The following is a 15,063-nucleotide window of genomic DNA, read 5'->3' as shown; positions in this document are numbered from 1 at the left end:
TTAGTCCTGAATTTACTCATCAAATAGGGTTTAATCTGGGTCAAAAGTCTCAAAAAAATATTTTTGGTCGGCATAGGACATTGTTATGTTTTTATATACTGTATAGGTATAAGCTTATGAAATCCTCCAAACAAAAAAAGTTTTTACGATTAGTCAGTGCCTGGTTAAAAGGTAGGGCCACTGCTCAACAGGTAACTATCGTTGAGAAATATTATGAATTATTTTCCGGATCAGTTGATCTTTTGGATAACTCTTCTCCTATAGAGGAGCAAAATATTCGCAACCGGATGAAAGCTGTTATTGATGAACGTATACAAAATGAAAAAATACCAGTTTTTTCTTTATATCAAAAACAAGCATTTTCAGTAGCGGCAGCCATTTTATTAATTGTTTCTGCAGGAGTCTTTTTTTACCATCGTGAATTTATGTTGTTATCTAATAAAAGTTCTCAAACAGCAGCGGCTATTTTACCGGGCAGTAATAAAGCGATCTTAACCTTAGCTAATGGCTCAAAGATCTCGTTAGATGGTACAAAAAATGGAAAGATTGCTGAACAATTTGGAATGAGTATTCAAAAAACAAAAAATGGTGAGCTCATCTATAATAATGAACATCAAAATACCGAAGGACAATTAGCTTACAATAAGGTAGAAATTCCTAAAGGCGGACAATACCAATTAATTCTACAAGATGGAACTAAAGTATGGTTGAATGCAGCATCGTCTTTACGCTACCCTTTAACGTTTGCTCTTAATGAACGAAAAGTGGAATTAACTGGAGAAGCGTATTTCGAAGTAGCAAAAAACAAGGCTAAGCCTTTTAGAGTATTCACCAAACGCCAAAAGGTAGAAGTATTAGGCACTCATTTTAATGTGAATGCCTATCCGGATGAGAGGACTATTAAAACTACTTTACTGGAAGGAAGTGTGAGTGTGAGCAGTTTACAATCCAATGCTAAAATTATTATTAAACCAGGTGAGCAATCTTCCCTGGAGGGCAAGGGTGGTGAAACCACGATCAATAGTTCCGAAATTGATACCGACGAGGCTGTAGCATGGAAAAATGGATATTTTATGTTTGAAAATGAACCGCTGGAAAGTATTTTAAGAAAAATATCCAGATGGTACGATGTAGATATTGAATATCAGGACGGAGATTTGAATAATAAATTATTTAGTGGTACGCTATCTAAATACAGTGATGTTTCTAAAGTGCTGAAAAAATTAGAATTAACACAATCTGTTCACTTTAGTATCAATGGAAGGAGGATTATGGTCATGAAATGAACTCTACCCTCATTAAACTAAAAAGCCAGGAGTGCGACAACACCCCTGACTATGTGGTTTACATTAATCAATTCAAACAACCAATTAATTAATGCGCAGAGAATAACCTAGCCGATCCCTCTCTTCGCAAATAAACCAAGCAAACAAATGTATGAAATTTTATACTAAACTCTCAGGTTGCCTGTCAGGTAACCTGTATAAATTTTTATTGGCAATGCGATTCATGATCATTTTGTTTTTTGTAGGAATCATGCAGGTAAGTGCAATAACTACTTACGGGCAGAAAATAACATTAGAAAAAAAAAATATAACGATTAAACAAGTTTTTAAAGAGATTAAAGCCCAAACTGGTTATGACGTGCTTTGGCAAGCGGATAAATTAAATGCCAATAAGCGTCTAAATGTTAATTTCAATCAAGCGAACTTAAATGATGTAATGGCACAATGCATCACTAATAAAGGGCTAATTTTTATAATAGATGACAAAAGTATAATAATTAGACAGAAAGATACTGGCAGCAGGATAGATCAAAGTTCTCCTCGGGATTCTGTTTATTATAAAGGTATTGTACAAGATGAAAAAGGTAAGTCTTTGCCAGGGGCAACTGTAAGAATTAAAGATAGTAAAAAAGCAACATTAACTAATTCAGATGGTAATTTTTATATATCTGCACCAAAAGAAGCCGTCCTAGTAATATCATACATAGGGTTTATTGATAAAGAAATTACTTTAACAACTGCGGATTCCAAAAATATTTTTAAAATTACTTTAGCGATTAATCCAAAACAATTATCACAAGTAAACATTGTGAGTACGGGTTACGAGGATAAAAGTAAGGAAAGTACAACTGGATCTTTCGAATTGATCACCAAAGAAGATTTACAGCACAGTACTGATCCAAATTTATTGAAACGTTTAGATGGTATAACAACCAGTCTGAATTTTAATCCAAGTAATAACTATAATGCTGTAAACTCTGCGGCTGTTAATTATGGAATTTCTCCGCTAATCACTTTAACTATTCGCGGTAGAAACACACTAAATAGTTTCAGTAACACTAATAATAGTGCTGGTAGTAACTCAAGTGGACAACCTTTGGTTGTTATTGACGGTATTGCAAGTGCTTATTCCATTGATCAATTAAATCCAAATGATGTAGAAAGTATTACTATTTTAAAAGACGCAGCAGCAGCATCGATTTGGGGATCTCGAGCTGCCAATGGTGTAATTGTAGTTAAAACTAAAAAAGGACAATACAATAATCCGTTAAGAATTTCTTTCAATAGTAGTATAAATGTTACTGATAAATTGAATCAATTCTATACAAAAATTATGACTCCTTCAGATTATATCGATGTAGAAATTTATAAATATAAAGCAGACGGAACAGTCTTGCCACCTGTTACTTCAGTAACTCAGGCTGGAGTAGCCGTGTCACCGGTTGTGGATATTCTAAGTCAGATACAACAGGGATTAATTACTCAGACACAAGGAAATAGCCAAATTAATGCTTTAAGGAATCATGATATTAGAAATGATTTAGACAAATATATTGATCGTGCTGCAGTAACTCAAAGCTATTCTTTATCCTTAGATGGAGGATCTAAAAAGGTTGCTTATCGTTTCTCCGCTGCTTATGACAATAGCTTAAATAATACAGTTAATTCAAGTTCTAATCGTCTTGTGTTGAGTTATAATACTTCTTATCAATTAATGAAAGATTTAAGTATTTCATCAAATATATTTTATTCACAAGGTCATATAACAGGACAAGCACAAAATAATTCTGTGGGTGCAAGTATATCTGCCCCATTTTTTTTATACACTTCGTTAGCTGATGCCGAGGGAAATGCATCAGTAGTTCCAAAAAAATATAGAACAGAGTTTGAATCGCTTTTGGCAGCCAAATATGGAAGTAATATTTTAAATTATGATTACAAACCGTTAGATGATATCAATGACGGATATGTTAAGACAGAAAACCAAACGATGGGAATTATACTAAATGCAAATTATAATATTCTTTCTTCTCTATCAGCGAATATTTCATACAATTATGGGAAAACCTTATTGGATTATGCTTCATATGAAGGCGTAGATTCCTGGTTCATGCGTGATCTAATTAATAGATATACTGATCCTGTAAATTTTAACAGAGCTATACCTTTAGGTGGTTATTATAATCCTTATCGTAATACATCTAATACACAGACCTTACGTGGTGGCCTGAATTTAAATAAGACATGGAATAAGAATAAATTAACAGCTATAGCTGGTGTAGATATAAGTGCGAATAAAACTTTTCAAATGACAACTGATGGCTATTTTGGATATGATCCAAATACATTGGCTGGAACGAGTAGAGTTGATTATGTTTCTACTTTTAACCAATTGTTTTATAATAATGCATCTAGCGGCTCCATTACTCCTTTATTTAACAATGGTTTTTATGACTATAAAACCAGAACTTTAAGTGAATATGCCAATGCAGACTACTCATATGATAATAAATATAATTTATCTGCTAGTATAAGGAAAGATGGTTCGAGTCTGTTCGGCCCTGGCACGAATAAAACGGGAACACCTTATTATTCACTTGGGGCAGCATGGGTAATTAATAATGAACACTTTTATAATTTATCATGGTTGCCCTATTTGAAATTGCGAGCCACTTTTGGATATAATGGAAATGTGAATAATTTGGTTCTTGCTGCTCCAACAATAGGTAATTATTCCAACAATCTAATAGATCCGAATACTAAATTACCTTATAATGTTCTTGGTGGTGGAGTTACTAATAGTAAGCTTCGTCCTGAAAAAACAGGGATTTTAAATTTGGGATTAGATTTTGGAATTAGTGATCGTTTAAGTGGCAGTTTTGAGTATTATCTAAAGAAAACCACAGATCTATTATCAAACTCTCCATTAGATCCAAGTATAGGGTATGATTACACTACATATAACACCGCTGATTTAAAAGGCTCTGGTATAGACTTTAGTTTAAAGTCTAAAAACCTACAAGTTGGTCGATTTAGTTGGGTAAGTAATTTTTTATTTAGTTACAGTAGAGTGATCGTAACTAAGGTTTATACAGGAGAAGCTGAAACAGTTGGAAATGTTGTAACTGGATTTCCTTCATATAATGTTGGGTCAGATCTAAATAGGATATTCGCATTTAAGTGGGCTGGTCTGGATCCAAATACTGGCGATCCAAGATTGTACGGGCCAAACGGTAAAATTGTTACTTTTAATAATAATACTACATCTGCAGATGTTAATCCCCTAATTAATCAACCGAAATCAGAAGCTCACTACTTTGGTTCTTCAGTTCCGGTGTATTTCGGATCTTTTAGGAACACATTTAACTACGGGCAATTTTCTATTTCTGCAAATATCAAATATGAATTGGGCTTTTTTTTTAGGAGACCTTTATCCAATTTAGTAAACTATTACGGTGAATTTTATCAAGGAGCTATTTCTGGTGCGGAATACGAAAATAGATGGCAAAAACCAGGTGACGAGAAATTTACTAACGTTCCTTCTTTAGTAAATGTAAATTCGCCTTCGAGAGATCTTGTCTATCAATACTCAGATATAAATGTTGAGAAGGGGGATAATATCCGATTGCAGGAAATTAACTTTTCATATGCTATTAATAAATCGCATTGGTTTGTTAAAAACCCGAGGATTTATGCAAACATCAATAATTTAGGCATTATTTGGAGAGCGAATAAATTAGGGCTTGATCCTGATTCATTTGATTATCCCCAGCCAACAAGTTACAGTCTTGGGTTTAGTGCTAACTTTTAATTAATTACATTCCGATGAAAACACATAAATTATTACTCCTATTGTTTGTTTTTACATTTTTATTTTCATGTCAAAAATATTTAGAGGAGAAATCGAATAGTACTCAAGTTTTTATTACCACAGCTAGTCAATGCCAATTGTTATTGGATGCTTATAATACGATGAATTCCAATTATCCGAATGATCAGGTGGCTTCATCCGATGATTATTATTTGCATGATGGTGATCTTGCTTTACAACCAGGGGACGATCAAAACATCTATAAATGGTCTTCTAATGCCGTAAGAAGTACCGCTACAGAAGAATGGACAGATCCATATTATATTGTTTATAATGCCAATTTAGTATTAGAAGCAATAGAAAAATTAAAAGGAGGGACAACGGATTTAACTGTTTTAAGCGCATTGAGGGGATCTGCATTATTTTACAGGTCTTATGCGTTCTGGCACATCGCACAGTTGTATACCAAAACTTATACTGGATCTACAGCGAATCAGGATTCCGGTATTCCTTTAAGATTAAGTTCTGATTTAAATGGAGTATCTACTAGAGGAACCGTTCAACAAACCTATGATCAAATTATACAGGATTTAAAAGAAGCGGCAACCCTTTTACCGCCGACACCAAGCATAACGTCTAGACCAAGTAAGGAGGCTGCTTATGCAATGTTATCCAGAATCTATTTGTCTATGGGTAATTATACAGATGCTCTGAGTAATGCGAGTTCTGTATTAAATATCAACGCTCAATTGATGGATTTTAACAATTTAGATCCATCTACCGATTTTCCATTTACTCGCTTTAATAAGGAAGTATTATTTCATTCTTATACCATTAGTGCACAAATAACAAGCGCAAATTATGCTTTAATGGATTCCACAGTTGCTTCTTCTTATCAAACTAATGATTTAAGAAAAAGTATTTATTTAAAAAGTTATAATGGAGGGTATTATTTTACAGGCAACTACGAGCCCAATACATATACAAATTTATTTAATGGTCTTGCAATAGATGAAGTGTATTTAACACGTGCAGAATGTTATGCCAGATCTGGAAATATAACAGCAGCAATGGCAGATTTAAATACATTGTTGATTACACGCTGGAAAACAGGCTCCTATGTTGCAATGGCGGCTACTACTGCGGATGATGCTTTGTCACAAATATTGACTGAGAGAAGAAAAGAGTTATTGATGAGAGGTGTCAGGTGGATGGATTTAAAGCGGTTAAACACAGATTCGCGATTCGCTGTCACTTTGAAAAGAGTGATTAACAATCAAACTTATACTTTACCGCCTAATGATTTGAGATATGTTTTAGAGATTCCTGATCCTGTAATAAAAAATTCCAGTATACCACAAAACCCACGTTAGAGCATGCTAAGATGGTATTTTATTATTGAATAAATATAATAAAATGCCATTTTAATTAAATCATAAATATGAATAGTAAATATTTTATTTCAATATTTTTAGCAACCTTAATAAATAAGGTAAATGCTCAAATCGATAGTTCATATAGCTATCATAAGCCTTTATTTGATTTTCAATATATAAGCCCTGTATTTAAATACAATGAAGAACAATCTGTTAATAAGAATGGATCATTAAGATTTTTTGTGTTAACTGGTTATCGGGAAGGTGTTCAGCCTATACAGGGTATAAGTAATTTTAATGGTTTTACAGATACAATTACTCATACGCGCAGAATAAGTATGTTTAATTTATCTATTGTAGATATCGTTACACATGGATTTGCAGATCCTGATCGTATTATTCTTGAGGTTAAAGATCCTTCAAAATATCGCTTTGATGCTAAATCTGATACAAAAGATGACTGGTTGAGAAAAAATGGACATTGTTTTGAACTCGTGCTTCCTGTTGGTTTAACACCTCTGTCAGAGTTAGAGAGTGAACTCGCTTATAATCTGAAAATTAAATTTGGATACGAGAATCGAATGGTTAAAATACTGGTCTTATTTCGTACTTCTAGCAGTGATAAGCTCAAATCCTCAGGATCCGGAACCGGTGACTATAATCAAAATGGTTTATTTCATAATTTACCTTTGTCTAGATTTCATGAGTTTATATATGATGTAGGGTTACCTTTATTAGTTGATGAAACAGGATATACGCTCCCTGTAGATCTTGATTTAAAAACTAATTCTTCGATTGATTTAAATTCTTTACGGAAAGAACTAAAGCGTTATGATTTGGACATAAAAGAAGAGATGAGGGAAATGAAAATGTTTGTCATTAAAGAAGTAAATAACTAATGAGACGGAAATATATTATAACTGCTATTGCTATATTCTTTTTTTCCAATATAATGGCTCAAAAGGACATTAAACCTTTAACCTTAGGTGATAATTTACCTGAAATAACCATAAATAAGATAATTAATTCAAATCTACAAAGTTTTAAAACCTCAGATTTTAAAAATCAACTTTTAATCATTGATTTTTGGGAGACAACTTGTTCGGGTTGCGTTGCCTCTTTACCCAGATATGATACCTTACAGCATCAGTTCAATTACAAAATAAAAATTCTTCCGGTCACAGATGAACCTGGAACGTTAACTGTCAATTTTTGGAGGAGAAATAAGTATACTAAAAATGTTCATCTACCTAGTGTGATTGAAGATAAAGTATTCTCTCTTTATTTTCCACATAAAAGTATACCGCATGAAGTATGGGTTAACAAAGGGAAAATTATTGCAATAACTTCTTCGGAATATGTTGATGCCTATCATATTAAAAAAGTATTAAATGATGAAAAAGTAGACTGGCCATTAAAGTATGATTTTTATTCTTTTAATGGATCAAAACAATCATTATTTATATTAGATAGCAATCAAGTAGATGTAAAATCTACTGCTGTTAAATATTCCGCAATTAGCGACTATAGAGAAAAAGTGAATTCTGAAGGTTTTAGTGGAGGGGCTGGTGTGATAAGAGATGCGAATAGTAAAACGGTAAGAGCCTATTTCTTGAACCAACCTATCTACACATCGTATATTCAAAGTTTCGCGAAAATCGTTTCTATGGATTCTTTGGTTAAACCTTCTTATTTGGTTGATCCAAATCAAATTGTTTGGGAGGTATCAGATAGATCTAAATATAAATATGAAACAAAATCGGGTTATACACAAGATTGGATTAGGATACATGGTATTTGCTTTGAATCTGTGAATCCTGATACCGGACAGGCGGATATAATGGTATATAAAAGTATAGTTAATGATTTAGATCGACTTTTAGGATTACATGTACGTTGGGAAAAGCGGAATGAAAAAGTATTAAAACTAATTATTACTTCAAAATCTGATTTACTATCTAAACATAATTTCAATCATAAAAATTTTCTGCAAACTTTAGTATATCAATTAAATCAAAAGGAAAATAACCCTTACGTCTTTGACGAAACTGGATATTCAGAAGAAGTTAATATTGATTTTAATTTTTCTTCTTGGACAGATATTCAGAATATTCGAAAAACTATTCAACCTTATGGTCTTGACTTAATAGAAGAAAAGAGGTTAGTAGATAAGTTAATCTTTACTGAAGTTGATGGAGGAATGGTATTAGATAGTAAGATGATGAAAGATGCTGATGCGAGGAGAAGAACTTCAATACAACAAGCGAAGACTATTGATCCTACTGATAACAAATCATTCTTAGAAATTAATAAAAGGAAAGTCGGAGTAGTTAATACCCCATCTGGCCTCCAGTATAAAATCTTAAAACAGGGAAATGGCACTAAACCCATAGGAAATGAAAGAGTTAGTGTTCAATATACTGGAATGTTAATTAATGGTCAGGTTTTTGAAAGTTCATTTGAAAAAGGAAAACCGTTCATTACTAATACGACAGATGTAATTCAAGGTTGGAAAGAAGCATTAGCAGGAATGAGCGTTGGTTCTAAATGGATACTTTATGTTCCAGCGGAATTAGCCTATGGTGAACATACCATGAGAGGAACAATTCCTCCAAATAGTACTTTGATCTTTGAATTGGAATTACTTCAAATTATTAAATAATATGATATATAAAAAATTGGCTTTAAGTCTGTTTTCTTTTTTTTCTTTCTGTAATGGCTATGCTCAGAAATCCACAAATGACTTAAAAAACTGGCAAAATATGGATTTGGCAACTGATCGTGTATATGGTATTAGTATGGAAAAAGCTTATTCCAAGTTGCTAAATGGAAAAAAATCAGTGCCGGTGATCGTAGCTGTGATTGATGGTGGGATAGACATTAATCATGAAGATTTAAAGTCCGTAATTTTTTTTAATCCAAAAGAATTGCCGGGAAATAGTAAAGATGATGATGCAAATGGTTATGTGGATGACATTAATGGGTGGAATTTCATTGGATCTTCCAAAGGCAGTTTTCAATATGATAATATTGACTTAGTTCGCTTGTTAAGAGCGGAATTAAATAAATCGCCTAGTTCAGCTAAAGGAAAAGAATTACAATCCAAATTGGATGATTATATTTTTCCTTTACAAAAGGAAATGAAAGCTGTGGAAATACAGCGAGAATTGCTCTATTCTATGGTTAAAAGTATAGGCAAAGAAAATCCTACCCAAGAAGAATGGAGAAATTATCATTGTAAAAGTGAAGATGAGACTATGATGCAGATTACTATAGTTAAAGCATTAAAAGATAAAATCGATTTTCTAACATTTAAATCTAATCTAGATGGGCGATATGGAAAACTTAAATATCAATTAGCTTATTTAGTGAATATCAATTATGATCCTAGAGCCGGAAATAAAGAATATCAAAGAAAATGTTATGGCAATACAGATATAATCGGGGAGGAGCCTGGTCATGGCACTCATGTAGCTGGTATTCTGGCTGCAGATAGGAGTAATAATATAGGGATTAAAGGTGTTGCAAAAGACGTCAAAATTATGTCATTGCGTGCAGTACCTATTGGAGAAGCTTATGATAAAGATATTGCTAATTCTATCCGTTATGCGGTGGATAATGGAGCAAAAGTAATTAATTTGAGTTTGATTACTAGTTTCTCGCCTGATAAGGAAGTAATAGATAATGCGGTTAAATACGCAATGTTAAATGATGTACTAATTGTTCATGGTGCGGGGAATGAAGGAATAGAACAAAAATCTGATAGCTATCCAAATAAAAAATACTTAAATGGTGAAGAGGCAAAAGCATGGATAGAAGTTGGCGCTTCAGGCTGGAAAGATGATCAAAGTTTATTGAGCGCATTCTCAACTTACGGAAAAAATACAATAGATGTCTTTGCTCCAGGGGTAGATATATATTCAACTTGGCCAAATAATCGATATTTGAAATTAAGTGGAACTAGTATGGCCGCGCCAGTAGTTTCTGCATTAGCAGCTGAAATCAGATCTTATTATCCCGCTTTGAAGGCAACAGAAGTGAAAGATATTATAATGAAAACAGTCGTTAAACCTGATCATAAGGTGAAAAATAATTTGGGTGAAGAATTGTTTTTTTCCGACTTATGTTTGTCAGGGGGGATTGTAAATGCTTATAAGGCTTTTAGTGTACTAAGGAAGCAAGAAATATCAAGGTAAATTCGAGTTGATATGTTTAAAATTGTTGCAGGAAGAGATTTTCCTCCTGCAATAATTTTAAATATAATTAAGCTTTACCGTAAACAAATGCTTTAGGGCTACCTATTCCTGTTGGTTGAGGAACACCTGTTGATAACACTGAAGCTATATAAGTTTGTAGATTTGATGTAATTATAGAAGGGAGCGCCCCTGCATATATAGCATAAACTGAACAGAGTGTAAAACCTGCTGTACAAGTTGGCGTAGCTGGCGAATAAATATAACTTGATGGTAAATTCACAGCTGCTGGTGAACCGAGGTAACTATACCATCTTTTTTTTACTACTGCTGACATAATAAAGAATCTTTTATCAATCAAAAAGAAACAAAAACTTTATTTTTTTACCTACTCTATTCAAGGTTTTCGGTTTTCCCTTTGCTTTTACCTGATCAGGTGAAATAGATGAATCTCTAAATCATAGTACTAATTTACGATGCTATTTCGCATCTTCATAGGGTCAGGTGTTACAAACTATTTTACTGTTTATTTTCTTCTGATTCTCTTTTTCCATTAAAAGGAATATTCATCCATTGTATCGCATGCAGTTTATGTTTGGGGTTTTCAAAAGGCTTAAGTGTCGTGTTTCTTGCATGCAGAGTGGCTATAAAACCATCGGTATAATCGTGTGCAAAAATGCTAGCTCCAGAATTCCAGACATAATCATAATCTTCTCCAATTTGTAAATCTTTAAATGGATGTTTTTCCCAGAATTTTTTTCCATAGGCCATGGTTGCTCCTGCGATGAAAGGACGTTCATTTCCTGGATCATGATATCTCCAAAACTTGCCCACTAGAGGAGAGAAAAAGATAATATTATTCAGTCCACAAAGATCAGCTTTAGAAGTCTCTAAAAAGCTTAACTGCTTGCTTATCCAATCATATGCATACCAATCATCATCATCCCAATGCATAATGATTTCTCCATTTGCTTTGTCACAGGCATAATTGCGCTTCTGACCAATAGTGCCTAGCGGTGATGTGTAATAGTATTTAATTCTGTGGTGATCTGGAATTAAATTTTTAACAGATCGTTTACCATCGTCAATAATAACTAATTCCACATTTCTATAATCCTGATTTAAAAAGGAACTAACGGCTAAAGGAATAAAATTTTCTCTATTGGCTGTTGGCATTATACAGGAAACATATGGCGTTTTCATGATTCAGTTATTTCACTAGGATCCTTCCAAAGTGTGGGATTTTTTTTATGTTTTGGATTTTCTACTGGTTTAATACTTGTATTATTAGGATGTAAAATGGCTACAAAACCTTCAAAATAGTCATGAGCAAATATTTTTGCCTTAGAATTCCATACAAAATCATAATCTTCACCAACTTGAAGATCTATAAATTGGTTGTCTTGCCAGAAAGATTTTTTATAAGCCATTGTTGCGCCACATAACCAGGGCTTCTCAATGTCCAGGTCTTCGTACACCCATCGTGCTTCAATTGTTGGAGAATAAAAGATTACCCTATTTAATCCTGTTATGTCAGCATTAGAAGTAATTAATGCATCAACTTGTCTACTAATCCATTCGGGTGCATACCAATCATCATCATCCCAATGCATAATGATTTCTCCACTTGATTTCTCACATGCATGATTACGTTTTATGCCAATAGTTCCTATAGGATCTGAATAGAAATATCTAATTTTCGGGTGATCAGGAATCAATGAAGCGACAGATTTTATGCCATCGTCTATAATTACTAATTCAGCATTAGGGTAACTCTGTTTTAAGAAATAGTCAATGGCAAAAGAAATATACTTTTGCCTGTTGGCTGTTGGCATGATGCAGGAAACAAGAGGTGTACTCATCTGTGTTTAAGATTTTAATAAGACAGTTGGATAATTAGAATGTACAGGTTGTGGAACCTGCATAGCTAATGCGTTAGCAATTTCAGTTTTCGTTTCAACGGAAAATTCTTCTGGTTTTAATCCGTTGCTTGTAGCATAAATAGCAGAGATGGTTTTGCCTATGCCTACATGATGTGGCTTAGTAAGTATTAAAAAATAATTTTCACAATCGAATGGGCTTCCTGAAATATAGGCATACCAGTTTTTGAGTTTGTTTTCATTGTCCATAATTTTAAGATGCTTTGTTGATCAAAAGCTTTAAAAACTTTAGTTATTCCTACTATATTATGGGTGTTCGGTTTCTCCCGTTATGTTTAAAATAAAATTAAAGAAATTTGACACTGACAAAAAGGGGCAAATGTCCCGGAATTTTGAGTCTTTTAGCGTTAACTTGTATATCATCCTTGATGGAGAAAAACAGATATCAACATGTTACCTACTATAGAAATAGATATTATTATCTTGAGTTATGCGCAAAACTTGGATTTTATACAAATGACTAATGAATGTATTCAGTCGTTGATGATTTCTGAAGATCCGGGAACTATAAAGTTTAATATTATTGTAATAGAATCTAATAGAAATTTAGAACCTTACCAATATCCTTATTCAAAAACCGTTTATACCGATCAGGAATTTGGTTATAATAAATATATGAATATTGGCATCGGCTTAACTTCTTCTCCTTTCATTTGCTTGTGTAATAATGATTTAATATTTCATTATCATTGGGCTACAAATATGGTTGAAGCCTTCGAAAATTATAATCTCTCCAGCGGATCTCCCATATGTTCCATACATCATCCTAAAATTCAAATTAACTTAAATAGCGGAATATATCCTGGATATGGCGTTCGACGGGAAATTTCAGGATGGTGCATTTTTTTGAAAAGGGATATTTTAAAATTAATTGGCAAATTGGATGAAAATTATAAATTCTGGTGCTCTGATAATGATTATGCGAATACACTTTTTATCCTAGATATCAAACATGCTCTAGTTACCTCTTCTATTGTAGATCATTTAGAAAGCAGAACGTTAAGCAGTAAAACTGTCGAACAGCAACAACAGTACATTGATAAAGATTTACCTTATTTTAAAAAAAAATGGAATGTTCGTTTAGGATATTCTGGATGGGGATTTTTGTGAATATTGTCTTGAAATAGGATAATGAATTGTTGTAACTTAATAATCAGTAATTATTTAGGGCAAACCGAAAACCTTTAAAAGAGTAGGTGTTAACATAAAGTTTTTGTTTCTTTTTGATAGACAAAAGGATCTTTATCATGCCAGGCTGCAAAAGAAGATGGTACAATTATGTAGGAGGTAGTTTCAATTTACCATCTAGTTGGCTTTACTCCCCTGCGGGGCCAACATGTCGTAATGGTTTTTTTGTTTGTGCAATATATGCATGTTATGCTGGGGCAAACCCTAGTTTAATTACTTCTGGATTGCAAATTTATATTTCAAACGTGTTGTCTACAGGAGTTCCTCAACCAAGTGCACTTGGAGCCAAAGCTTTTGTATACGGCAAAACTGCTTAGACTAATATTTATTGTATTATTAAGTCATTTTATAATTAAGGGAAAACCGAAAACCTTAAAAAGAGTAGGTCTTACATTAAAGTTTTTGTTTCTTTTTGATCTATAAAAGAATCTTTATTATGCCTGCAGGAACACCACATTATAGAAGATGGTATGCTTATTTGGGAGTACCATCTCCTATTAGCCTACCATCAAGTTATGTTTATTCACCAACTACGCCAACTTGTACATCAGGTTTTATTCTCTGTGCGATTTATGCAATTTATGGCGGTGTGTTACCGTCTGTAGTTTCTGGATATATCGGTGATTGTGGGCCAAGCGTATCGCTTCAAGATGGGCCAGCCGTATCGGTGATACCGGGCCAGCAATTATAAGATTATTTTTTTACTTTCCTCAACGATTCACCCGACAAACTTATACGATGTGCGCCATGCACCAAGCGATCAAGTATCGCATCGGCAATAGTTCCCTCACCAATCACTTCATACCAGGTACTTACAGGCAATTGTGAAGCAATTATGGTAGATTTCTTATTGTGCCTGTCCTCGATAATTTCCATCAATAGATCTCGTTGCGTTTTATCCAGATTTTGAAGCCCAAAGTCATCAAGAATGAGCAGATCCTGTTTTTCAATACGCGCTATCTCTCTGTACAAAGAGTTGTCTGCCTTGGCACCATTCAGTCGGGTAAAAAGTTTAGAGGTATTGTAGTAAGCCACTTTATAACCCATTGCACAAGCCTGGTGCCCCAATGCTGATACAATAAAGCTTTTTCCAACACCAGTAGGACCTGTAACCAGAACGTTTTCTTTTTGTTGAATAAACTGACACGAAGAAAGTCGGTTCAATAGTTCTTTATCGAGATCCCTTGCTGCCTGATAGTTGATTTCAGATAGATGAGAGAGGTAACGGAATGCTGCTCCCTGTGTTAAGCGGGCCACTTTTTTGTTAGA

At 33.6% G+C, this 15,063-nt stretch carries 12 protein-coding genes; 7 read left to right on the top strand and 5 right to left on the bottom strand.

Going from position 1 to position 15,063, the window contains the following annotated elements:
* The first annotated feature begins 116 nt into the window (after positions 1 to 116).
* From GSQ84_RS11500 to GSQ84_RS28265, 6 genes are all read left to right on the top strand, one after another.
* Entirely contained in the window at positions 117 to 1,286 is a 1,170-nt protein-coding gene (locus GSQ84_RS11500; protein WP_158797416.1) for a FecR family protein, read from the top strand.
* Between the two features lie 151 nt (positions 1,287 to 1,437).
* Positions 1,438 to 5,097, top strand: coding sequence for a SusC/RagA family TonB-linked outer membrane protein (locus GSQ84_RS11495; protein ID WP_158797415.1), 3,660 nt, complete (start codon positions 1,438 to 1,440; stop codon positions 5,095 to 5,097).
* Positions 5,098 to 5,111: 14 nt separating this feature from the next.
* Positions 5,112 to 6,470 (top strand): RagB/SusD family nutrient uptake outer membrane protein, encoded by a 1,359-nt coding sequence (locus GSQ84_RS11490; RefSeq protein ID WP_158797414.1) that lies wholly within the window; start codon positions 5,112 to 5,114, stop codon positions 6,468 to 6,470.
* A gap of 68 nt (positions 6,471 to 6,538) precedes the next feature.
* Positions 6,539 to 7,372 (top strand): hypothetical protein, encoded by an 834-nt coding sequence (locus tag GSQ84_RS11485; RefSeq protein WP_158797413.1) that lies wholly within the window; start codon positions 6,539 to 6,541, stop codon positions 7,370 to 7,372.
* 53 nt (positions 7,373 to 7,425) lie between these two features.
* Positions 7,426 to 9,135, top strand: coding sequence for an FKBP-type peptidyl-prolyl cis-trans isomerase (locus tag GSQ84_RS11480; RefSeq protein ID WP_158797412.1), 1,710 nt, complete (start codon positions 7,426 to 7,428; stop codon positions 9,133 to 9,135).
* A gap of 1 nt (position 9,136) precedes the next feature.
* A complete protein-coding gene (locus GSQ84_RS28265; protein WP_158797411.1) occupies positions 9,137 to 10,669 on the top strand; it encodes a S8 family serine peptidase in 1,533 nt (510 codons plus the stop codon).
* 67 nt (positions 10,670 to 10,736) lie between these two features.
* Here the strand turns inward: GSQ84_RS28265 and GSQ84_RS11470 are convergent, their stop codons facing one another.
* The 4 genes from GSQ84_RS11470 to GSQ84_RS11455 all read right to left on the bottom strand — a co-directional run bounded on the left by GSQ84_RS11470 (position 10,737) and on the right by GSQ84_RS11455 (position 12,795).
* On the bottom strand, positions 10,737 to 11,003 hold the full coding sequence (locus GSQ84_RS11470; RefSeq protein WP_158797410.1) for a hypothetical protein: 267 nt from the start codon (positions 11,001 to 11,003) through the stop codon (positions 10,737 to 10,739).
* 182 nt (positions 11,004 to 11,185) lie between these two features.
* Positions 11,186 to 11,869, bottom strand: coding sequence for a glycosyltransferase family A protein (locus GSQ84_RS11465; RefSeq protein WP_158797409.1), 684 nt, complete (start codon positions 11,867 to 11,869; stop codon positions 11,186 to 11,188).
* Positions 11,866 to 12,528, bottom strand: a complete 663-nt coding sequence (locus tag GSQ84_RS11460; protein WP_158797408.1) for a glycosyltransferase family A protein — start codon at positions 12,526 to 12,528, stop codon at positions 11,866 to 11,868. Before GSQ84_RS11460 ends, GSQ84_RS11465 begins: the two co-directional genes overlap by 4 nt.
* Before the next feature lie 6 nt (positions 12,529 to 12,534).
* Positions 12,535 to 12,795: a hypothetical protein gene (locus GSQ84_RS11455; RefSeq protein WP_158797407.1), complete on the bottom strand. Its 261-nt coding sequence runs from the start codon at positions 12,793 to 12,795 to the stop codon at positions 12,535 to 12,537.
* A 201-nt stretch (positions 12,796 to 12,996) separates the two neighbouring features.
* Between GSQ84_RS11455 and GSQ84_RS11450 the strand changes: the two genes are divergently transcribed.
* Positions 12,997 to 13,716, top strand: coding sequence for a glycosyltransferase family 2 protein (locus GSQ84_RS11450; protein WP_158797406.1), 720 nt, complete (start codon positions 12,997 to 12,999; stop codon positions 13,714 to 13,716).
* Between the two features lie 771 nt (positions 13,717 to 14,487).
* Here GSQ84_RS11450 and istB read toward each other — a convergent pair.
* Positions 14,488 to 15,063 (bottom strand): IS21-like element helper ATPase IstB (gene istB, locus GSQ84_RS11445; protein ID WP_158797405.1); only part of this gene is annotated, 576 nt, incomplete at its 5' end.

It is taken from the genome of Pedobacter sp. L105, from assembly GCF_009765875.1.
Classification (GTDB): Bacteria; Bacteroidota; Bacteroidia; order Sphingobacteriales; family Sphingobacteriaceae; genus Pedobacter.
Note: the sequence above shows the minus strand (reverse complement) of the source record. Positions and strands in the feature narration are given on the sequence as shown.

What these genes read in the sequence shown, in the direction of transcription:
- GSQ84_RS11460 (WP_158797408.1), bottom strand. Translation starts at nt 12,528, where the DNA reads ATGAGTACACCTCTTGTTTCCTGCATCATGCCAACAGCCAACAGGCAA.
- GSQ84_RS11450 (WP_158797406.1), top strand. Translation starts at nt 12,997, where the DNA reads ATGTTACCTACTATAGAAATAGATATTATTATCTTGAGTTATGCGCAA.
- GSQ84_RS11455 (WP_158797407.1), bottom strand. Translation starts at nt 12,795, where the DNA reads ATGGACAATGAAAACAAACTCAAAAACTGGTATGCCTATATTTCAGGA.
- GSQ84_RS11480 (WP_158797412.1), top strand. Translation starts at nt 7,426, where the DNA reads ATGGCTCAAAAGGACATTAAACCTTTAACCTTAGGTGATAATTTACCT.
- GSQ84_RS11465 (WP_158797409.1), bottom strand. Translation starts at nt 11,869, where the DNA reads ATGAAAACGCCATATGTTTCCTGTATAATGCCAACAGCCAATAGAGAA.
- GSQ84_RS28265 (WP_158797411.1), top strand. Translation starts at nt 9,137, where the DNA reads ATGATATATAAAAAATTGGCTTTAAGTCTGTTTTCTTTTTTTTCTTTC.
- GSQ84_RS11485 (WP_158797413.1), top strand. Translation starts at nt 6,539, where the DNA reads ATGAATAGTAAATATTTTATTTCAATATTTTTAGCAACCTTAATAAAT.
- GSQ84_RS11490 (WP_158797414.1), top strand. Translation starts at nt 5,112, where the DNA reads ATGAAAACACATAAATTATTACTCCTATTGTTTGTTTTTACATTTTTA.
- GSQ84_RS11495 (WP_158797415.1), top strand. Translation starts at nt 1,438, where the DNA reads ATGAAATTTTATACTAAACTCTCAGGTTGCCTGTCAGGTAACCTGTAT.
- GSQ84_RS11500 (WP_158797416.1), top strand. Translation starts at nt 117, where the DNA reads ATGAAATCCTCCAAACAAAAAAAGTTTTTACGATTAGTCAGTGCCTGG.
- GSQ84_RS11470 (WP_158797410.1), bottom strand. Translation starts at nt 11,003, where the DNA reads ATGTCAGCAGTAGTAAAAAAAAGATGGTATAGTTACCTCGGTTCACCA.